The 20284-nt window shown below is 30.1% G+C and carries 20 protein-coding genes and 1 tRNA gene; 10 read left to right on the forward strand and 11 right to left on the reverse strand.

Annotation, left to right across the window (positions count from 1 at the left end; genetic code table 11):
- Position 1 precedes the first annotated feature (1 nt).
- The 3 genes from BTO18_RS14655 (at position 2) to BTO18_RS14665 (ending at position 1188) form a co-directional block, all read left to right on the forward strand.
- Complete coding sequence (locus tag BTO18_RS14655) at positions 2-388, forward strand: rhodanese-like domain-containing protein (RefSeq protein ID WP_105016942.1); 387 nt, start codon at positions 2-4, stop codon at positions 386-388.
- Positions 369-638: a heavy-metal-associated domain-containing protein gene (locus tag BTO18_RS14660; RefSeq protein ID WP_105016943.1), complete on the forward strand. Its 270-nt coding sequence runs from the start codon at positions 369-371 to the stop codon at positions 636-638. Before BTO18_RS14655 ends, BTO18_RS14660 begins: the two co-directional genes overlap by 20 nt.
- Positions 639-780: 142 nt before the next feature.
- The gene (locus BTO18_RS14665; RefSeq protein WP_226789061.1) at positions 781-1188 is read left to right on the forward strand and encodes a hypothetical protein; all 408 of its coding nucleotides are present in this window, start codon (positions 781-783) and stop codon (positions 1186-1188) included.
- A 64-nt stretch (positions 1189-1252) separates the two neighbouring features.
- Here BTO18_RS14665 and tsf read toward each other — a convergent pair whose 3' ends face one another.
- From tsf to rplM, 4 genes are all read right to left on the reverse strand, one after another.
- Complete coding sequence (gene tsf, locus BTO18_RS14670; RefSeq protein WP_105016944.1) at positions 1253-2218, reverse strand: translation elongation factor Ts; 966 nt, start codon at positions 2216-2218, stop codon at positions 1253-1255.
- Between the two features lie 49 nt (positions 2219-2267).
- Positions 2268-3050, reverse strand: coding sequence for a 30S ribosomal protein S2 (gene rpsB / locus BTO18_RS14675; RefSeq protein WP_105016945.1), 783 nt, complete (start codon positions 3048-3050; stop codon positions 2268-2270).
- Positions 3051-3194: 144 nt separating this feature from the next.
- Entirely contained in the window at positions 3195-3581 is a 387-nt protein-coding gene (rpsI, locus tag BTO18_RS14680) for a 30S ribosomal protein S9 (RefSeq protein ID WP_105016946.1), read from the reverse strand.
- The gene (gene rplM, locus BTO18_RS14685) at positions 3582-4037 is read right to left on the reverse strand and encodes a 50S ribosomal protein L13 (protein WP_105016947.1); all 456 of its coding nucleotides are present in this window, start codon (positions 4035-4037) and stop codon (positions 3582-3584) included.
- Between the two features lie 235 nt (positions 4038-4272).
- Here rplM and BTO18_RS14690 point away from each other — a divergent pair, with 235 nt between their 5' ends.
- Positions 4273-6969, forward strand: coding sequence for a DUF5916 domain-containing protein (locus BTO18_RS14690; RefSeq protein ID WP_105016948.1), 2697 nt, complete (start codon positions 4273-4275; stop codon positions 6967-6969).
- 1 nt (position 6970) lies between these two features.
- On the opposite strand, the gene BTO18_RS14695 is transcribed toward BTO18_RS14690, so the two are convergent.
- The 3 genes from BTO18_RS14695 to BTO18_RS14705 are packed head-to-tail and all read right to left on the reverse strand — an operon-like array spanning position 6971 to position 9257.
- Positions 6971-7279, reverse strand: coding sequence for a DUF6370 family protein (locus tag BTO18_RS14695; RefSeq protein ID WP_105016949.1), 309 nt, complete (start codon positions 7277-7279; stop codon positions 6971-6973).
- On the reverse strand, positions 7276-7524 hold the full coding sequence (locus BTO18_RS14700; protein ID WP_105016950.1) for a hypothetical protein: 249 nt from the start codon (positions 7522-7524) through the stop codon (positions 7276-7278). Before BTO18_RS14700 ends, BTO18_RS14695 begins: the two co-directional genes overlap by 4 nt.
- A gap of 44 nt (positions 7525-7568) precedes the next feature.
- A complete protein-coding gene (locus BTO18_RS14705) occupies positions 7569-9257 on the reverse strand; it encodes a glutamine--tRNA ligase/YqeY domain fusion protein (RefSeq protein ID WP_105016951.1) in 1689 nt (562 codons plus the stop codon).
- Between the two features lie 110 nt (positions 9258-9367).
- Between BTO18_RS14705 and BTO18_RS14710 the strand changes: the two genes are divergently transcribed.
- From BTO18_RS14710 to BTO18_RS14730, 5 genes are all read left to right on the forward strand, one after another.
- Positions 9368-9583, forward strand: a complete 216-nt coding sequence (locus BTO18_RS14710; protein ID WP_105016952.1) for a zinc ribbon domain-containing protein — start codon at positions 9368-9370, stop codon at positions 9581-9583.
- 218 nt (positions 9584-9801) lie between these two features.
- A complete protein-coding gene (locus BTO18_RS14715) occupies positions 9802-10188 on the forward strand; it encodes a VOC family protein (protein ID WP_105016953.1) in 387 nt (128 codons plus the stop codon).
- A 34-nt stretch (positions 10189-10222) separates the two neighbouring features.
- Positions 10223-10651, forward strand: coding sequence for a DUF2452 domain-containing protein (locus BTO18_RS14720; protein WP_105016954.1), 429 nt, complete (start codon positions 10223-10225; stop codon positions 10649-10651).
- The gene (folB, locus tag BTO18_RS14725; protein ID WP_105016955.1) at positions 10652-11008 is read left to right on the forward strand and encodes a dihydroneopterin aldolase; all 357 of its coding nucleotides are present in this window, start codon (positions 10652-10654) and stop codon (positions 11006-11008) included.
- A gap of 57 nt (positions 11009-11065) precedes the next feature.
- Positions 11066-11136: transfer RNA gene (locus BTO18_RS14730), tRNA-Cys, on the forward strand.
- Positions 11137-11280: 144 nt separating this feature from the next.
- Here BTO18_RS14730 and BTO18_RS14735 read toward each other — a convergent pair.
- The 4 genes from BTO18_RS14735 to BTO18_RS14750 are packed head-to-tail and all read right to left on the reverse strand — an operon-like array spanning position 11281 to position 14300.
- Positions 11281-11964, reverse strand: coding sequence for a 3-keto-alpha-glucoside-1,2-lyase-like domain-containing protein (locus BTO18_RS14735; protein ID WP_105016956.1), 684 nt, complete (start codon positions 11962-11964; stop codon positions 11281-11283).
- Between the two features lie 18 nt (positions 11965-11982).
- On the reverse strand, positions 11983-12474 hold the full coding sequence (locus tag BTO18_RS14740) for an outer membrane beta-barrel protein (protein WP_146106956.1): 492 nt from the start codon (positions 12472-12474) through the stop codon (positions 11983-11985).
- The gene (locus BTO18_RS14745; RefSeq protein ID WP_105016958.1) at positions 12446-13399 is read right to left on the reverse strand and encodes a TonB-dependent receptor domain-containing protein; all 954 of its coding nucleotides are present in this window, start codon (positions 13397-13399) and stop codon (positions 12446-12448) included. The genes BTO18_RS14740 and BTO18_RS14745 overlap by 29 nt, the downstream gene beginning before the upstream one ends.
- On the reverse strand, positions 13386-14300 hold the full coding sequence (locus BTO18_RS14750; RefSeq protein ID WP_105016959.1) for a carboxypeptidase-like regulatory domain-containing protein: 915 nt from the start codon (positions 14298-14300) through the stop codon (positions 13386-13388). The genes BTO18_RS14745 and BTO18_RS14750 overlap by 14 nt, the downstream gene beginning before the upstream one ends.
- 359 nt (positions 14301-14659) lie before the next feature.
- Here BTO18_RS14750 and BTO18_RS14755 point away from each other — a divergent pair, with 359 nt between their 5' ends.
- Positions 14660-20221: an alpha-2-macroglobulin family protein gene (locus tag BTO18_RS14755; protein ID WP_105016960.1), complete on the forward strand. Its 5562-nt coding sequence runs from the start codon at positions 14660-14662 to the stop codon at positions 20219-20221.
- Positions 20222-20284: the final 63 nt, after the last annotated feature.

A 20284-nucleotide genomic window follows, 5' to 3' on the forward strand; every position in this document is an offset into this window, starting at 1 on the left:
AATGAAAAAGTATTTTTATATAGTAGTATTAGCTTTCTGTTTTGCGAATTTTAGTCCACAAGAAAAAACAGCAACAATAACTACTACTCAATTAAAAGAATTATTGAGTAAAGAAAAAGTTCAGTTATTAGATGTAAGAACACCAGAAGAAGTTCAGCAAGGCTTTATAAAATCAGCTAGATTTGCTAATTATTTAGATTATAATTTTACTGTAAAAACTTTAAAATTAATTAATAAAAGCAAACCAGTTTACCTGTATTGTAGAAGTGGGAATAGAAGTGGAAAAGCCTGTAAAATATTAGAAGAAAAAGGTTTTACTGTGATAAATGTTTTAGGAGGCTATACAAAATGGAAAAAAGAAAATAACAATGAAACAAACAGAAATTAAAATAGAAAATTTAAAGTGTGGTGGTTGTGCAAATACCATAAAAAAAGGATTATTAAATATTGAAGGTGTAGAAAATATTGATATTAATGTTGAAACATCAACTGTAGCAATAACTTCAAAAAATAGTGATTTACGCTCTATAAAAGAGAAATTATCTAAATTAGGTTATCCAGAAGTTGGAGATAAAAATACAATAGCACATAAAGCAAAATCCTTTGTAAGTTGTGCAGTTGGTAGAATTGATATATAATTGAAAAAACCGAAAAATGAAAAAGTTATTATTACTAGTAGTTGTATTAACATCTTATGTTAATATCTCTTAAGAAAAACTAGGAAGACCTTTTTTTACAGGAACATCAAGCCTAACATTTGCAATAAATGAAAACTATACATTGACTACAGATGATGATGAATCATTAATAATACCCACAGCAATTTTTTTTAGAGTTGGTTTTGGGTATGAATTTAAAAGAAGAGTAGCTTTAAGTTTTAATGGCGGTTTCGATTATCATTGGAATTATGCTACAAGTGCAGTTCCAACTTATGGTAGTTTTCGATTTAATATTACAGAAAATGAAGATGATACTTTTTTTACAGAGATAAGTTATGGTAAAATGTGGCGAATTTCTGATAACTATCCAGATGGAAATTATTATGGTTTTGGAATTGGTACTCAAATTGCTGGTGAAGAAAGATGGAATACTATTATTAGGCTAGATTTTCATAGAAAAGGAATCATTGGCTTTGAAAAAAATAGATTAGATAGTATCTCTTTAGGTATTGGTTTTAGCTTTTTTTAGTTTGTAACATAAAAAAAACCACGCAATTTGCGTGGTTATAAGTATTTAAGTTTTAGAATAAAAATTATCCTAAAGTAACTCTTTTAAAAGAAGAAACCTCAACATCACCATAAGTGGATACATATTGAGCAACATTTTTCTTTTCATCCTTAATAAAAGTCTGATCCAATAAACATTGTTCCATATCTAATGTAGTGTTATCAGCAATAAATCTTTCCATTTTCCCAGGTAAAATTCTATCCCAAATTTTTTCTGGTTTTCCTTCTGTAGCTAATTGAGCTTTTGCGTCAGCTTCAGCTTTTGCTAACACTTCATCAGATAATTGAGACATAGAAATAAATTGAGGTACATTTTTTAAAGTTTTACCTAATCTACCTAACTCAATGTTATCTTTTTCGATAACTGCAATTCTAGCTTCTGTTTCAGCAGCTACATAAGCAGGGTCAAAATCTTTATAAGATAAAGTTGTAGCTCCCATAGATGCAACTTGCATTGCAACATCTTTTGCTAATACTTCAGCATTATCTACAACAGCAGATAAACCAACTAAAGCTGCAATTTTACCAATGTGAGTGTAAGCTCCAACATAAGCAGCTTCAACTCTTTCAAAAGCAGTAATCTCTAACTTTTCACCAATAACACCAGTTTGTTCAACTAGTTTATCAGCAACAGTCATACCACCAAAATCAGCAGCTAAAAACTCTTCTTTAGTATTAAAGTTTAACGCAATATCTGCAAATTGACCACCTAAAGCAACAAATTTTTCGTTCTTACCAACAAAATCAGTTTCGCAAGCTAATACAATAGCAACACCTTCTGTTTTTGCTTCATTAATTCTGGTTACTGCAACACCTTCTGTAGATTCTCTATCAGCTCTTTTAGCAGCAATTTTCTGTCCTTTTTTACGTAAAATATCAATAGCTTTGTCAAAATCACCTTCCGCTTCTACTAATGCCTTTTTACAGTCCATCATTCCAGCTCCAGTTGAGTCTCTTAATTTTTTTACGTCAGCAGCACTAATTTTTGTCATTTTCTTAATAGTTTTTAAAAAACTTTTGTTTCTATATTATGTATTAAAATTATTTTTTTTCTTCAGTTGCAGTTTCTACAGCTTCAGCTTTAGGAGCTTCTTTTTTTGGATCTTCTTTAGCTTCTTTTGCTTTTTCTTTATCTGCTTTTCTTTCAGATAAACCTTCAGCAATAGCATCAGTAACAAAACCTAATACTTTGTCTATAGATTTAGAAGCATCATCATTTGCAGGGATAACAAAATCTACCTGTCTTGGGTCAGAGTTTGTATCTACCATTGCAAAAATTGGAATATTTAATTTTTGAGCTTCTGCTACAGCAATGTGTTCTTTTTTAATGTCGATTACAAATAATGCACCAGGTAAACGAGTCATATCAGAAATAGAACCTAAATTCTTTTCTAATTTTTCACGTTGACGGTTTATTTGTAATTTTTCTCTTTTAGATAAAGCATCAAAAGACCCATCAGTCTTAATTCTATCAATAGAAGCCATTTTCTTTACAGCTTTTCTAATAGTAACAAAGTTTGTTAACATACCACCAGGCCATCTTTCTGTGATGTAAGGCATGTTTACTGCTTTTGCTTTATCTGCAACAATATCTTTTGCTTGTTTTTTTGTAGCAACAAATAAAATTTTACGACCAGAGTTTGCAATCTTTTTTAAAGCTGCAGAAGTCTCTTCTATTTTAGCTGCTGTTTTATACAAATCAATAATGTGTACACCATTTCTTTCTGTATAGATATATGGAGCCATATTTGGATTCCACTTTCTAGTTAAGTGTCCAAAATGTACACCACTATCCAATAATTCTTGTATGTTTATATTTGCCATTTTTTAAAATGTGTTTACTTTCTGTTTTTTAAATCAATAATTAAGTAGTCTTTAGAGTCTTAATCATTTAGATACTAAACTGTTATTACTATTTGATAACAGTCTCTTAATGTGAATTGTTGCTGAAAAAAGTTCAGCATATAATTAACGTTTAGAGAACTGGAATTTCTTACGTGCTTTCTTCTGACCGAATTTCTTACGCTCAACCATTCTTGGATCACGTGTTAATAAACCTTCAGGTTTTAAGACAGTTCTATGCTCTTCGTTTATAGAAACTAATGCTCTAGTAATTGCTAAACGAATTGCTTCTGCTTGCCCTGTAATACCACCACCATAAACATTCACTTTAATGTCATAGGACGTTAAGTTTTCTGTTAACATTAATGGTTGTTGTACTTTATATTGTAAAGTTCCTGTTGTAAAGTAACTTTTATAATCTTTTTTGTTAACTGTAATAGTACCTTTTCCTTCAGAAAGATAAATACGTGCAACAGCAGTTTTTCTTCTACCGATTTTGTGAACTATATCCATTTATTTATAATCGTTAAGGTTAATAGCTTTAGGTTCTTGACCCTGTTGTTTGTGTTCAGCACCTGCATAAACATACAAGTTTCTGTATAAAGCACTACCTAATTTATTTTTAGGTAACATCCCTTTTACTGCTTTTTCGATTAATCTTGTAGGATCTTTATCGAACATTTCTGATGCAGTTAACGATCTTTGACCACCTGGATAACCTGTATGTCTGATATAAGATTTATCAGTCCATTTCTTACCAGTTAGGTTAATTTTTTCTGCGTTGATTACAACCACGTTGTCTCCACAATCTACGTGAGGAGTATAGTTTGGTTTGTATTTACCTCTAATTAGCTTGGCTATTTTAGAAGCTAGACGACCCAACGTTTGCCCGTCTGCATCAACTAAAACCCACTCCTTGTTTACGGTAGCTGCGTTTGCTGATACTGTTTTGTAACTTAATGTGTTCATAATTACACTTTTAGTCTTTGTTATCTGTTAATAATATTACTTTTCCTTAAAAAAGGAGTGCAAATGTACCGCTTTTTATTGGTTTGACAAATAGTGAGTTAGATTTATTTCCATCAATTTTAAGCCTATTTTTCTTTTAGATATTATTAACATAAACTTAAGAAAATAGAAAACTATTTTTGCAAAAGAAAATTGCTGCTAATGCAATTACTAAAAATCTAACCAATTGTTTGTAATGAGAATTCCTTTTTTCTTAATCTCTATATTTTTATTTTTTACGCTAACTATAAAAAGTCAATCTATAGATAGTATTAAAGTTCCTCAAAGAATTTATACAACAAAAAAACTAACAAAAACCCCTGTAATTGATGGTTATGTTAAAGATAATGAGGGTTGGAACGCTGTAGAATGGTCATCAGATTTTACTGAAAAAGACCCAGATGAAGGTACATCCCCAGCTTATCAAACAATGTTTAAGGTAATGTATGATTCAAAATATTTATACATCGCAATTAGAGCTTTTGATGATGAACCAGAGTTAATTCAACAACGATTAAGCAGAAGAGATGGTTTTCAGGGAGATAGAGTAAATGTAATTATTGACAGTTATCATGATAAAAGAACAGCTTTTGTTTTTACAACTACTGCAGCTGGAGTAAAAGGAGAGGAGTTTGCCTCACAAAATGGAGATAATTGGGATGATAGTTGGAATCCAATTTGGTATACTAACGCAAAAGTTGACGATAAAGGTTGGACAGCAGAAATGAAGATTCCTTTTAGTCAGTTACGTTTTGGTAAAGCAAAAGAACAAATTTGGGGTTTTAATGTAAATAGAACTATTTTTAGATTGCAAGAACGTTCTCTTTGGCAAAGGATTCCGAATAATCAAGCAGGTTTTATCAGTGAAGCAGGAGAATTACATGGGTTAAGAGATTTAGTTCCTCAAAAACAATTAGAAATTCAACCATTTACAGTTTTACAATATGATAAATATCCAGCTGAAACTGGTAATCCATATAGAGATGGAAGTGATTTTAAGCTTAATGCTGGTTTAGATGCTAAAATAGGAATTACTAATGATTTAACATTAGACTTAACTGTAAATCCAGATTTTGGGCAAGTAGAAGCTGATCCAGGAGCTATTGCTTTAGATGGTTTTCAAATATTTTTTAGAGAACAACGTCCATTCTTTGTAGAAAACAGTAATATATTCGATTATGAATTTGCAAACGGAAGCGATAATCTTTTCTATAGTAGAAGAATAGGTAGAAACCCACATAGAACTGCAAATTTGGCTGCAGGAGAGTTTGCTGATGAACCGCAAAATTCAAGAATTTTAGGAGCAGCAAAGTTCTCTGGTAAAACTAGAGATGGCTGGTCTATTGGGGTTTTAGAAAGTGTTACTGGTAACGAGTTTGCTGAAATACGTCAAACTGATGGTAGCACTAGAGAAGAAATCGTAGAACCACTTACTAACTATTTTGTGACAAGAATTCAAAAAGATTTTAATGAAAGAAATTCGTTTATTGGTGGAATTTTTACAGCTACAAATAGACATTTAGATGGTAACTTTAACGAATTACATAAAGCTGCTTATTCAGGTGGAATCGATTTTCAACACAATTGGAAAAACAGAGAATATTATATAGATGGTAATGTAATTTTTAGTCATGTTTTAGGAAGTAAAGAAGCAATCACAGCAACTCAACAAACGCTTCGTCATAATTTTCAAAGAACTGATGCCATTCATGTTTCTGTAGATTTAAATAAAACCTCATTAACAGGTACTGGAGGGAGATTTGAAATGGGGAAAAATGGAGGTGGAAATTGGCGATATAATGGAGGAATTATCTGGAGATCTCCAGAGTTAGAATTGAACGATGTTGGATTTTTAAGAAGAACAGATGAGATTATTCAATTTGGAAACTTAACCCACTTGTGGCAAATACCAACTGAAACTTATAGAAATATTAGAGCAAGATTTGAGCAATCTACTTTTTATGATTTTGGGGGTAATTTAAATAGACTTCGTTTTGAATTTAATGGAGAAATTAGTTGGATAAATAATTGGTGGACAGAAGGAGGATATGGAATTAGCACCAACTTTTATGACAATTTTTATTTAAGAGGAGGACCAAGATTTAGAAGACCAAACACTGCTTTTGCCTATCTATTTTTTGGGTCAGATAGAAGTAAATTATTTAGTTTTACTTTAGGGTATTCTAATAGACATACTCAAGAAAATGTTGTAGGCAGAGATCGTTTTGTTATACGTACAAACTATCAACCTACAGATGCTTTAAGTATGTCTCTAAATATTGAGTATGCCAATTTATATGATAGAACTCAATATGTTAATGAAAAAAGTTTTGGTTCTAATGCTAGATATATTTTGGGTAGAATTCAAAATAAAACATTAACAACTACTTTACGTTTAAATTACAGTTTTACACCAGATATTTCCTTACAATTTTATGGACAACCTTTTATATCTAAAGGAAGATTTTCAGATTTAAATAGAGTTATAAACCCAACTGCAAATACTATAGATGATAGAATTGCTGTATATGATAACAATCAACAATCTTTTGTAAAACCTTTAAATGAATCTTCAATAAATTTTGATGTAAATGGAGATGGAGATTTAACAGATAGTTTTTCTAGTGGTGGTTTTTTGATTGATGAAAATACTGACGGAAGATTAGATTATGTTGTAAGGAACCCAGATTTTTCATTTGTTCAACTACAAACTAACTTGGTGGCTAGGTGGGAATATATACCAGGTTCAGAGTTGTTTTTAGTATGGTCTAGAGGTTCTGTAGGGAGTGCAGATGTAAATAATGATTTAATTGATAGTGTTTCAGATCAAGTATTCAGAGCACCAGCAAACGATACTTTTTTAGTAAAGTTTACTTATCGTTTTAGAAGATAGTTTAATCTTGCAACTTTATTGAAGAAGCCAAAAACTTACCATTTTCAATTGTACCAGTAATTTCTCCTTTACGAATTACGTTGCAAAAACCAGAGTTTTCATCATGAGCATCACCAAAATCATCAATTCCAAAACCCTCTACAAAATAAGCTTTGTCATCAATTTTAACAGCTAAACTACAACCATCACCTTCTAAATTAAATTGACATTGCCCACAAGAAATTTCTACAGTTTGATTGATTTCATCTTTAGATTTACAAGAAATCGCAACTATAAAAAGGCTTAAAAAAGTTAAATTTTTTAGATTCATTGTTCTCTAGATTTTATTTCGTCTTTTATTTTTTTTAGTGATGAAAACTGCAAAGGTAAAATAGCACTACAAGAAAGACCAACAACTAATAAGGCAAGAAATGTCTTACTATTCTCTTTAAAAAGCAATCCATAAATGGTAATAGCAAGAAGTAAAAAAACAATAGTAGTCAAGGAGTAAGCAACAATTTTTAACATTCTTAAAGTCTCTTTTAACTCACTTGTTGATTTACTACTAAAATCCATAATAACACATTTACTTACTGTTCACTAAAACTGGCAACTGAAAACTATTTTCCTCCACCCCAAGAATCACGTAATCCAACAGTTTTATTGAAAACTAATTTTTCAGAAGTTGAATCATCATCAACATTAAAATATCCAAGACGTTGAAATTGAAAACGCTCTCCAATCTTTGCAGACTGCAGACTAGGTTCTACAAAAGCATCAATCACTTCTAAAGAATTAGGATTCAAAAACTCCATATAATCTTTGTCTTTATGGGCATCAGGTGCTTCATCTAAAAATAATCTATCATAAGCTCTCACTTCAGCTTTTACAGCGTGTTTTACAGAAACCCAATGCAAAGTTCCTTTTACTTTACGCATACTTTCAGGGGTTCCACTTCCAGATTTTGTTAATGGGTCATAAGTACATTGAATTTCAGTAATAGTTCCATTTTTATCTTTTGTACAACTATTAGCAGTAATAAAGTAAGCGTTTTTTAAACGAACTTCTTTTCCTAATTTTAATCGGAAAAACTTCTTATTGGCTTCTTCTCTAAAATCTTCTCTTTCTATATAAATCTCTCTAGAAAAAGGGACAGCTCTAGAACCAAAACCATCTTCATAATCATTATAACTAGCCTCTAAAATTTCTTCTTCTCCTTCAGGATAATTGGTAATTACCACTTTTACAGGATCTAAAACCCCCATAACTCTTGGAGCAGTTTTATTTAAATCCTCACGAATTTTAAATTCTAAAAGTGCAACATCAATAACATTTTCACGTTTAGAAACTCCAACAGTTTCCACAAAACTTCTAATAGCTGCAGGTGTGTAACCACGTCTGCGTAAACCAGAAATTGTTGGCATTCTTGGGTCATCCCAACCAGAAACAATACCCTCTTCAACTAATTTTAAGAGTTTACGCTTACTCATTATGGTGTAACTCAAATTCAAACGAGAAAACTCACGTTGTTTTGGTGGTAAAGGTAATATTGATGAGCTATATTCATAAACATTATCTCTAAACCAATTGTATAATTTTCTGTGAGGTTTAAATTCTAAAGAACACAAAGAATGTGAAATTTGTTCAATATAATCACTTTCTCCATGTGTCCAATCGTACATTGGGTAAATGCACCAATCGTTACCAGTTCTATGATGATGTTTGTATAGAATTCTGTACATCAAAGGATCACGCATCAACATATTGTCATCTCCCATATCAATCTTTGCACGTAAAACATGTTCACCCTCTTTGAACTTTCCGTCTTTCATCCCTAGAAATAATTCCAAGTTTTCTTCAACACTTCTATCTCTGTAAGGACTATTAGTTCCTACTTCAGTTGGGGTGCCTTTTTGGACACGCATTTCTTCAGATGTTTGAGAATCTACATAGGCTTTGCCATCTTTAATCAATAAAACTGCCCAATCATATAATTGTTGGAAATAGTCTGAAGAATAACATTCGTTTGCCCAAATATACCCAAGCCATTTAATATCACGTTTAATGGCATCTACATATTCTTGCTCTTCTTTTGCAGGATTTGTATCATCAAAACGTAAATTAACAGGCGCATTGTATTTTTGCCCCAATCCAAAACTAATACCAATAGCTTTAGTATGCCCAATGTGTAAATATCCATTAGGTTCAGGAGGAAAACGAAAACGTAAATGTTTTTTTGGCATTCCATTTGCCAAATCATCTTCTATAATATGCTCTATAAAGTTTAAAGATTCTCTTTCTTCAGACATCCTAATAATTTAAGAAAATTAAGCAACAAAATTAAACAAAATACTTGATAGCATTAATGTCTTTGTAACAATTCTGTAAATTCAACATCTAATAAATAAAACTAATCCTTATGAGTGACCAAATTAGAAATTACACCTGTCCAAAATGTAATAATAAAACTTATAAATTAGGACAAATGAGAGCAACAGGTGGTACATTATCAAAAATTTTCGATATCCAAAATCAAAAATTTACAAGTGTAACTTGCGAACGCTGTACCTATACAGAGTTTTATAAAACAAAAACTAGTGCTATTAGCAACGTTTTTGACTTTTTTACGAATTAATTTTAGAGCGTTTCCTTTCAGGTCGCGCTTTTCGTTTTATCTTTTTTAGTGTGTTCTCGATATAATTTTTCTTCTTTCATCAGAAAAATTACTCGAACTGACACAAAAAAAGGATGCCACTGCAATCGCTAACGCAAGCGTATTTGTCAGTTAAAGTTTTCAAAAAGCTATTTTTAATACTTATTTATTGTCGTATTTTTGCAATGTTAAAATTAAATATGGCTCCTTTTTTATTAAATCACATAGCACTTTCTGTTAAAAATGTGGATGCATCTATTGAATTTTATCAAAAGGTTTTTCAATTTGAAGAAATTGAGAACACAGCATCCAATTCTAAAACAAGATGGTTATCTTTAGGAGAAGGCAGGCAATTACATCTTATTCCACGTCCAAATTTAGAAGTAATAACAAATAAAGCAGTTCATTTTGCTTTGTCTACCTCAAATTTAGAAGAATTTGTAAAACATCTTGTTCATTTAGAAATTGAATATTCAGATTGGACAAATACCATTAAAAAGGATTATGTTCGAAAAGATGGTGTTGAGCAGTTTTATTTTCAAGATTTGGATGGTTATTGGATTGAGGTTAATAATGCAATTCAATAAAAACAAAAAGAGTTTTTAAGTAAATTTGTAGTTAATGAAGAATGATAAAAAAAAACCAGATTTAGTTGTTTTTAATGAAGAAAGTCAGCAATATGATGCAGCTTTAAAACCTTATGGAACATCTGCAAGTTCACCTGTAATAAAGCCACTAAATACTGCAGGATGGAAAAACGATGGAATTCATAGAGTAAACAAAAAATTAAAAACGAAGTTTGAAGAAGTAAAGAAAGAATATGAAGCTTTAATGGAAAAGTTTCAATATAATGATTTGGTATATAATGCTAAATTTAGTTTTGAACCCAATATAGGCGAAAGCTATCATTTATATAATAATAGAAAAAAAGAGTCATTTTTATCAATTATCGCTCCAGAACAATGCAATTTCGAATATTTAGGATCATTCAGATTGAATTCTGACAAAATGTGGGAAAAAATTGAATCAAATTCAAATCTAGAAGAATAAATGGGTATCATAAAAGTAAATAACATTAAAATTTATGCTAATCATGGCTGTTTAGAAGAAGAAGCAAAAATAGGTTCTTGGTACAGAGTTGATGTCAAAGTAAAAGCAGATTTAAAAAAATCTGTAAAAACTGACGATTTATCAGATACAGTAGATTATGTTCATTTAAATCACATTGTTAAAGAAGAAATGGCAATTCGCTCTAAACTGTTAGAAGAAGTTGCACAACGCATATTAAACCGTTTTTTTGAAGAATTAAAAATGATAAAAAAAGCGACAGTTTCTGTTTCAAAAATTAATCCACCAATTGGTGGAAACGTAGAAGAAGTAGTTATCATTTTAACAAAAAAACGATAAGCTTAAAAAATACTTGTAATACTTGTAAATTTATGTAAATTTGCAATCCTTATAAAAGGTGTCGTGGCCGAGTGGCTAGGCAGTGGTCTGCAACACCATCTACAGCGGTTCGAATCCGCTCGACACCTCAAAAGCTTCAATATTTATATTGAAGCTTTTTTTATCAAATTCTAAACAAATCATTATAGATTCTCATTTGTTTAAATTTGCGATACTTTAATCTATATTTTTTTAAATTATGCAACTAAATCAGAGCGATGAAATCAAAACACCTAATAAGAAATTACAACGTCTTTAAAAGACGCTTTTGCAAAAATAACTTTATCTCCATTAGTACCACTAATTCTAAAAATTATTCTTCCTTTTTTTAAAGGATTACAGTCTTGTATGTCGTAATAAAGTTTATCATTTAATTTGAACCAAATTCTGTTATTTTTCTTTCCAATTTCTACAGTATACCATTTACCAACTTCCATAATATTGTTGGCTAAACGTTCATTAAAACCTTTAGATAATTTTGAATTATTTTTAAAGAAAAATGGTTTATTTCTATGAGATTTGTTATTAATAGTAAGGTTATAATGTTTCATACTACTTCTCCAATCCCAAACTTGTCTTGGAGTTGCATTTTCTTTTGGTAAAGTAAAAATAGTACTAGCTGTATTTTGTAAAACTGAAAACAGCGTAATCAAAACTGTAGATTCAGACATAGCTTTTACTTTGTAATTTAAGGTAAAATCTTTGTCATAAATTTTAGGGCTGATTAAAAAATAACCATTAGAACCTTCTGTTTCCTCTATAATAATTTCATTGCCTTTTATGGTTTTTTTGCCTTTGTCAAAAGTTTGCCATTTGTTTAATTCTTGTGCATTAATTTTTTCTACTTTTTTTTGACAAAAACTTGCAGTTGAAATACTAAAGAGTAACATTAAAATAATTTGATTTCTTTTTTTCATGATATTGGTTTAAATTGATTAATCTGTTGTACCCCCAAATTGATAATTTCTATCTTTTCGGTTTCTATTTTTTGATTTATTTTGAAATAATTTGTAACTTAAACTAAACAAATAACCAAATGTTTGCGACTGAAATCGCCATTTTTCATTTTGAATTACATTTTGCGTAACTGTTTCTCTAAACATCAAATTATTATCTAAAAGATCTATAATTCGTAAACTTACATTTAATCTATTTTCTAATAATTTTAGTCTCATTGCTATATCAACTCTGTTTCTTGGTTTTATAAAAGTAAAAGTATTTTGTGTTTTAAAATTTTGTCTAAATGTAACATCTGTACTTAAATTTTTTAAAATTTCAATGGTATTTTTAAAAATTAAGTTTGATGAATACAACTCGTCCCAAACCACAAAAATATCTTGATTTAATGAAGTGTGATAATAATTTGCAGACAATTGACTGTTCCAAAAATTACTAGACTTAATAACCGACAGAAGCTTCAATTCCATACGAATGTTTTTCACCAATATTATCAAAACTTATTTTTAAAACACCATTATTATCAATCTCTTGTAACCTTTCTATGACATCTGCTCTATATCTATAAAAAAATGACGTAGAAAAATTAAATACCCCTTTATTTAATTGATAATTGGTTTCTAAATTATTACTAAATTCTGGCTGTAAACTTGGGTTTGCAATCCACTCAAAATATTGATTCCTTGCTTGAAAAGGATTGATATGCCTAAAATTTGGTCTAGAAATTCTTCTACTAAAACCAATATTTATAGTCTGATTTTCATCTGGAGTATAAGATGCATGTATAGATGGAAAAAAGTTTGAAAAAGTTAAATTGGTTGTTTCTAGTGAAGTAAGATTTTCAGATTTTGATTTTAAACTCTCATATCTTAAACCAATTTGGAGGTTCAGTTTATTAAAATTTAAAGTTGACAAAGCATACACGCCAAGCAGATTTTCATCATATATAAAAGTGTCTAAACTTTCTTGATTTTGAGTGTTTTTTAAAAAATAAGCACTTTCTAAATTTCTAGCATTCCAAGCAAAACCTGTTTCTAATTTTAATTTATCGTTTAAATGTAAAGCATAATCTAGAGCCAATGCATTTAACTTATTTTTGTTAATTCTTTCTTCTTCAAACAAAAAAATAGCATCTTCAAAATCTTTAGCTGGTAAAAAATTATCGTTATCAGAATACTGATAATCAACCTCTATATAGTGATTTTTATTTTTAAAATTCCGTCTGTAATTTAACGTGTAATTTACTGTTTTATGATCATGAAATGAATTTCTAGTATAAATAAAATCAGAATTATTAGTCACATTAGTATAAAAAGTATTGTTGTAAAAACTATGAAAATCGTCTGTGTAATCAAGATCAACAGAAAGTGTATTAGTTTTATCAATAAAAAAAATCTATGCCAGTACTTATGGTTTTTACCAATCCATTAAAATCATGTGGTGCAAAAAAATCTCGAGTGTTTCCATTGGTATATCTTTGAAAAATAGTCTGTTTGCTGTCCATTTTTCGCCCAGCTTGAGATAAATTCCATCTAAAATTTATAAAGCCTAAACTGTAATTTCCGTTCAAACCATAATTATAACGCTTCGTGCCAAAACCTCCATTAATATTCACATTTAAACCATTTAAGCTATTCTTTTTTAGAATCACATTAATAATTCCAGACAAACCGTCTGCTAAATTTTTTGCTGATGGAGATGTAATAATTTCTACTCTTAAAATAGACGAAGCTGGCAATTGCTCTAACAATTCTGTAGGATTTAAACCAGAAGGTTTTCCGTTAATTAAAAGCCTTACATTACCACTTCCTCTTAAAGAAAGTGTGCCAGTACCTAAATCTGTTTGAATTTCTGCGACTTGATCAAAAGCCTCTAAAGCAGTGGCTCCAGCTTGTTGTAAATCTGCACCAATATTTATTATTTTTCGATCTATTTTTAAACTAGTTGTACTTTGCTCTGCATTTATAATCACCTCATCTAAAGCATTTAATGCTGGTTTTAAGTAAAAAATGTTAGCCTCTATAAAAGTGAAATTATTTAGGTTTATAGTAGATAAATCATAACCAATAAAACTAATTTTTAAATGTGTGGCTTGTGTATTCAATTGGATTGAAAAATCGCCAAATTTGTCTGTAGAAGTTCCATCAATAATTTTATCAGCATTAAAAATGGTTATTATAGCATATGGTATTTGTACTTTTGTAACACTGTCTAAAACTTTACCTTTTATTATCTTTTTCTGACCAAAAGATAAAGAACAGATGAAAATAAAAAGAAGAGAAATGTAAGTTTTCATAATCTGCTGATAATTTTAACAAATATGTATTTTTCTTCTTTTTTATTAAAGTAAACTCTGTGAACGTTTGTATTTTTTCTGTAAACGATAGTTTTACACAAACTACTTACTAACGTATTTCAATGCAAAAATCCATTTGAGTATCTCTATTTTCCATAAAATCTTCTTGTGTTTGAAAAACTGTGTAATTTTACATAATTAACGTGAGTTCGATATAGCTTTTTAAATTACACTACAAATCTTAAGATGTATCGATTTTAAGTTAACCAAATTCTAATTACATCATTACGAATTCTCATTTGTTTAAATTTGCGATACTTTAATGTGTATTTTTGAGTTGTGCTATTAAAATCACAACTATGAAAACCAAATACATCCTTTCAGCTTTCGTTATTTTTTTATTAATTTCTTCTTGTAAAAAGGAGAAAATTAAAACAGATAACATTTACAAATTTAAAGAATACATTAGTTATACAACTTCTGGTGAGGTTTCTATCAGTCAAAATATTGAGGTTAATTTAGCCAAAGAAGTGGAAGGTTGGGAAACTAATCAGGAAATTTCTGCAGAAATTTTATTTATAAAACCATTTGTAAACGGAACGATAAAAACAATTAACAAACACGCTTTTGTTTTTATTCCTGATGACAGATTACAACCAGATACAGAATATGCTATCACTGTAAAATTGAAAGATATTTATAAAAATATTCAAAAAGGTTATGAAAATTATACATTTCAATTTAAAACTATTACTCCTAATTTTAAGATTGAAACCAATGTTTTACAATCCTATTCTAAAGATTATCAATATTTAGAAGGAATAGTGAAATCTGCGGATGTCATCAATATAAATGATGTAAAACAGCTTATAAAAGCAACTCAAGAAGGGCTATCAAAAAATATTGTTTGGAATGAAGCTAACACAACATCCAAAGTATTTGAGTTTAAAATTGATAGCATTCAACGTTTTGTTGAAGATTCTAAATTGAAAGTAACTTGGAGTGGAAAAGCTATAAATTCGGATAACGAAGGTGAGAATGAGATTACGATTCCAGGTAAAAATAATTTTAAGGTATTAAGCATTGGTATAAGTAATACCGCTGAAAAATTCATTTCAATAAACTTTTCTGACCCTCTAAAAAAACAACAAAATTTCAATGGTTTAGTCAGTTTAAAAGGTGTTAAGTCGCCAAGATTTATTGTAAACGGAAATCAATTAAAAGTTTTTTCAAATGAGAGTTTTCAAGGAAGTATTTTGGTTTCGGTTTTTGAAGGAATTAAGAATTCAAGTAACTATAAATTGAAGTCGGCTTTTAATGAAGCCATTACTTTCGAGCAGAAAAAACCTCAAATCAGAGCAATTTCAAACGGAACTATTTTACCAAATTCTAAAGATTTAAAATTCAATTTTGAGGCGATCAATGTTCGTAAAGTAGATGTAAGAATTATCAAGATTTATGAAGATAACGTGTTACAATTTTTGCAAGAAAATAGGATTAATAGCGATAACGAATACGATATTAAGAGAGTAGGTAGAAGAGTTGCAAAGCAAACGATAACTTTAATCGACAAGAAAGAAAATAATACACAAAATTGGAAAGCCTACAGTGTAGATATTTCTAAAATGATGGCTGCTGAACCTGGAGCAATTTATAGAGTGGAATTAAGCTATACCAAAAATCAAACATTTTATACTTGTGGAGATAATGACAATACAGAAACTTCGTCAGAAGAAGAGAAATATTATGAGGAAGATTATGAAGAATATGATGACTACAGTGAAGTTGAAGACCAAGAAGTACGTGAAGAACTCTATTGGGATAATAAATTGTATAGTTATAAAAATTATAGTTATAATTGGCGAGAAAGAGACAATCCTTGTAATGATGCTTACTATTCTTCAAACAGAATGATCGCTCAAAATGTGTTGGCTTCAAATCTGGGAATTATAGCTAAAAAAGGAGAGGACAATACCTATTTCTTTGCGATTACAAATATTTTAACCACAAATCCAGAGTTGAATGCTACAGTAAAACTATACAATTATCAGCAATCAGAAATTGCAAATGGCATTACAAATTCAGAAGGGTTTGTTACTGTTAAATCTGATAAAAATGTAGCATTTGCAATCGTGTCTAAAGGAAATAACAAAGGTTATATTCGTTTGTTTGATGGTAATTCTTTGTCTTTGAGTAAGTTTGATGTTTCTGGAAGCGAAACTCAAAAAGGGTTAAAAGGATATATTTATGGAGAACGTGGTGTTTGGAGACCTGGAGATACATTGCATTTATCTTTTATATTAAATGATGCTGATAATAAATTGCCTAAAAATCATCCTGTAAAATTAGAAGTTACCAATCCAAGAGGTAAACTCGTTTATAAGAAAGTGACTATACAAAATGTGAACAATTTTTATAAGTTCACTTTTAAGACAAATACAGAAGCGTTAACAGGAAACTATTCAGCAAAAGTTGCTGTTGGTGGTGCAAAATTCTACAAGAATTTAAAAATTGAAACTGTAAAACCAAATCGTTTAAAAATTAAAATTGATTTTGATGATGAAATCTTGTCGAGCAAAAAACCAATTAATGGAACTTTAGATGTAAAATGGTTACATGGAACGCCTGCAAAAAACTTAAAAGCAGAGATTAAAGCCAAAGTTTCTTCATCAAATTATAGTTTTGAAAGCTACAAGAATTATGTGTTTTCTGATCCCTCAAGAAGTTACGCTTCTGAAGAAATTAATGTATTTGAAGGTAAGGTTGATGAAAATGGTTTCGCTAAAATTAGTAGTGATTTAAAAGTGGGAAAAAACGCTCCAGGAATGTTAAATGTTCAGTTTTTAGTGAGAGCTTTTGAAAATGGTGGAGATTTTTCTATTGATGCTTTTTCTAAAAAATACGCTCCATTTTCAACTTTTGTAGGCTTACAATCTCCAGAAGGTAATAGATATGGCTCATTTTTTACAGATGATAATCAAGAGTTTTCTGTGGTTTCTGTTGATGAAAATGGAAAACCAGTACAAAGAGATGAAATTGAAGTTGAAGTTTATCAAATTCAATGGCGTTGGTGGTGGAGTTCATCTTCAGATAATTTATCAAAATATACATCAAGTACTTATCATAAACCGTTTAAAAAGATTCAATTAAAAACCAATTCAGAAGGGAAAGCAACGTTCAATTTAAATATTCCAGATAGAAATAGAGGACGATTTTTAATAAGAGTAATCGATAAAAAAAGTGGACACGCAACAGGTAGAACAGCTTATTTTTATAAAAATTGGTGGCAAAATGCTGATTCAGGAAATAAAGAAGCTGCAAAAATGTTAGTTTTTGCTGCAGATAAAGAAAAATATAATGTTGGTGAAACTGCAAAAATTACTTTCCCTTCAGGTTCAAATGGACACGCTTTAATAAGTATTGAAAACGGAACAAAAGTGTTACAAACCAAATGGGTGCAAACTCAAAAAGGAAAAACATCCGTAGAAATCCCGATTACAAAAGAAATGACGCCAAATGTATATGTGAATATTTCATTATTACAGCCTCATCAAATCACAGAAAACGATTTGCCAATTCGTTTATTTGGTGTGGTTCCAATTTTTGTCGAAAATGCATCAACAAGATTATCACCAGAAATTAAAATGCCAAAAGTGCTGGCACCTGAAAAGGGATTTACAGTAAAAGTTTCAGAAAAGAATAACAAAGCAATGACCTATACTTTGGCTGTTGTAGAGGATGGATTGTTAGATTTAACAAGATTTAAAACACCAAATGCTTACAATACTTTTTATGCAAGAGAGGCTTTAGGTGTTAAAACTTGGGACATTTTTGATGATGTTATGGGTGCATATTCAGGTAGTATAGATCAAGTTTTTGCAATTGGTGGTGATGGAAGTTTAGCAAAAGGGAAAAACAGAAAAGCCAACAGATTTAAGCCAGTTGTCAAGTTTTTTGGACCTTTTACTTTAGATAAAGGAACAACAAAATCTCATAAAATCACTTTGCCTAATTATATAGGTTCAGTAAGAACAATGGTAGTTGCTGGAGATATAAAAACAGAAGCTTTTGGCAATGCTCAAGAAACAACACCTGTGCAAAAACCTTTAATGGTTTTGGCAACTTTACCAAGAAAGTTAGTGCCAAAAGAAAAAGTTATTTTACCTGTTACGCTTTTTGCAATGGATAAAAAAGTGAAAAATGTGGCTGTTCAAGTAAAAGCTTCAAGTGGAATTCAGGTTGTTGGTAATGCCACTCAAAGCATCAGTTTTGAAAAACCAGATGAAAAAATGTTGTATTTTGAACTGGATGTTCTAAAAGCAAACGGATTTAACACTGTCGAAGTTATTGCAACTGGAAATGGAGAGAAGTCAACCTATAAAGTAGAGTTAGATATTTCAAACCCAAACCCAATAACCAATAAAATTATTGATAAAACTATACAAGGAAATCAGTCAAAAGATATTACGTTTAATACGTTTGGTGTAGCAGGTTCTAATGGTGCAAAGATCGAGTTTTCTACAATTCCTGCTATTAATTTTACAGGACGATTAGAGTATTTAATTCAATATCCACATGGCTGTGTAGAACAAACTACGTCTAGTGTTTTTCCACAATTATTTATGAATGATATTTTTGATTTAACCTCAAAAAAGAAACGTGAAATTCAATCTAATATTGAAAAAGGAATCAAACGTTTGGGTAATTTTCAAAAAGCAAATGGTGGTTTAAGTTATTGGTTAGGAGAAAACTACATAAGTGATTGGGGAACAACTTATGCAGGCCATTTTATGTTAGAAGCTGAACAAAAAGGTTTTGTATTGCCATTGACTTTTAAAAGTAATTTTATAAAATATCAGAAGCAAGCAGCTAGAAATTGGAGACAAAAATACAATAGGTACACATCAGATTTAGAACAAGCTTACAGGTTATACACTTTGGCTTTCGCTGGTAGTCCAGATTTATCTGCAATGAACAGATTAAGAGAGTTCAAAAAATTAAGTAATGACGCAAAATGGAGATTAGCAGCCGCTTATGCTTTGGTTGGTCAGAATGAAGCTGCTGCAGAAATTATGGCGAAAGCGACGCTTAATTTTTCTGAATACCAATATTACAATTATGGTTCTGTAACTCGAAATAAAGCAATGGCTTTAGAAACAATGTTACTTTTGAATAATCAAAATGCAAAAGATATTGCTAAAAGTATTGCTAAAAAGTTATCTAGTAATAGTTGGATGAGTACACAAACTACAGCATATAGTTTGTTGGCTATTGGTAAAATGGTAGTTAAAAACGGTGGAAAGGCTATTGATATTAAGTTTACAAATGATGGCAAAACAGAACGTTTAAAAACGTCAAGTGCGATGATTCAAAGAACTTTAACCATCCAAAAAGGAACAAATACAATCACGATTCAAAACCAGCAGAACAATGTTGTTTTTGCAAGAATTATTAATTCTGGAAAATTGCCTTTAGGTGATGAAATTTCAGAACGCAGAGGTTTGAGTTTTGCTTTAAATTATGTGGATTTAAAAGGGAGTAAGATTGATGTAAATCAATTGAAACAAGGACAAGATTTCGTGGCTAAAATAACAGTGAGTAATCCAAAAAATGAAACTGTAAAAGATATTGCTTTAACACAAATTTTTCCTTCTGGATGGGAAATTGTAAATACAAGATTCACCGATTTTGGGACAACAGCAAAAAGTACAGCAAGATATACAGATATTAAAGATGATCGTGTAAACTTCTATTTTGATTTGAATTATCACCAAAATAAAAGTGAAACAAAAACTTTTTCGGTGTTACTAAATGCGGCATATTTAGGTGATTACTATTTGCCAGGAGTTCAGGTTGAAGCAATGTATGATAATGATTATTTTGTTAGAACTAAAGGAAAGTGGATTAAAGTTGTAAAGTAACGTCATTCCGAACTTGCTTCAGAATCACATCATAAAAAATGAAGATTGTCATTTCGAGCGAAA

The organism is Polaribacter porphyrae (genome assembly GCF_002954685.1).
Classification (GTDB): Bacteria; Bacteroidota; Bacteroidia; order Flavobacteriales; family Flavobacteriaceae; genus Polaribacter; species Polaribacter porphyrae.

Coding starts and splice junctions, on each gene's coding strand:
- BTO18_RS14655 (WP_105016942.1), top strand. CDS start 2: ATGAAAAAGTATTTTTATATAGTAGTATTAGCTTTCTGTTTTGCGAAT.
- BTO18_RS14755 (WP_105016960.1), top strand. CDS start 14,660: ATGAAAACCAAATACATCCTTTCAGCTTTCGTTATTTTTTTATTAATT.
- BTO18_RS14735 (WP_105016956.1), bottom strand. CDS start 11,964: ATGAAAAAAAGAAATCAAATTATTTTAATGTTACTCTTTAGTATTTCA.
- BTO18_RS14740 (WP_146106956.1), bottom strand. CDS start 12,474: ATGGAATTGAAGCTTCTGTCGGTTATTAAGTCTAGTAATTTTTGGAAC.
- BTO18_RS14660 (WP_105016943.1), top strand. CDS start 369: ATGAAACAAACAGAAATTAAAATAGAAAATTTAAAGTGTGGTGGTTGT.
- rpsI (WP_105016946.1), bottom strand. CDS start 3,581: ATGGATATAGTTCACAAAATCGGTAGAAGAAAAACTGCTGTTGCACGT.
- BTO18_RS14695 (WP_105016949.1), bottom strand. CDS start 7,279: ATGAATCTAAAAAATTTAACTTTTTTAAGCCTTTTTATAGTTGCGATT.
- tsf (WP_105016944.1), bottom strand. CDS start 2,218: ATGACAAAAATTAGTGCTGCTGACGTAAAAAAATTAAGAGACTCAACT.
- BTO18_RS14690 (WP_105016948.1), top strand. CDS start 4,273: ATGAGAATTCCTTTTTTCTTAATCTCTATATTTTTATTTTTTACGCTA.
- BTO18_RS14700 (WP_105016950.1), bottom strand. CDS start 7,524: ATGGATTTTAGTAGTAAATCAACAAGTGAGTTAAAAGAGACTTTAAGA.
- BTO18_RS14705 (WP_105016951.1), bottom strand. CDS start 9,257: ATGTCTGAAGAAAGAGAATCTTTAAACTTTATAGAGCATATTATAGAA.
- BTO18_RS14715 (WP_105016953.1), top strand. CDS start 9,802: ATGGCTCCTTTTTTATTAAATCACATAGCACTTTCTGTTAAAAATGTG.
- rplM (WP_105016947.1), bottom strand. CDS start 4,037: ATGAACACATTAAGTTACAAAACAGTATCAGCAAACGCAGCTACCGTA.
- folB (WP_105016955.1), top strand. CDS start 10,652: ATGGGTATCATAAAAGTAAATAACATTAAAATTTATGCTAATCATGGC.
- rpsB (WP_105016945.1), bottom strand. CDS start 3,050: ATGGCAAATATAAACATACAAGAATTATTGGATAGTGGTGTACATTTT.
- BTO18_RS14750 (WP_105016959.1), bottom strand. CDS start 14,300: ATGAAAACTTACATTTCTCTTCTTTTTATTTTCATCTGTTCTTTATCT.
- BTO18_RS14710 (WP_105016952.1), top strand. CDS start 9,368: ATGAGTGACCAAATTAGAAATTACACCTGTCCAAAATGTAATAATAAA.
- BTO18_RS14720 (WP_105016954.1), top strand. CDS start 10,223: ATGAAGAATGATAAAAAAAAACCAGATTTAGTTGTTTTTAATGAAGAA.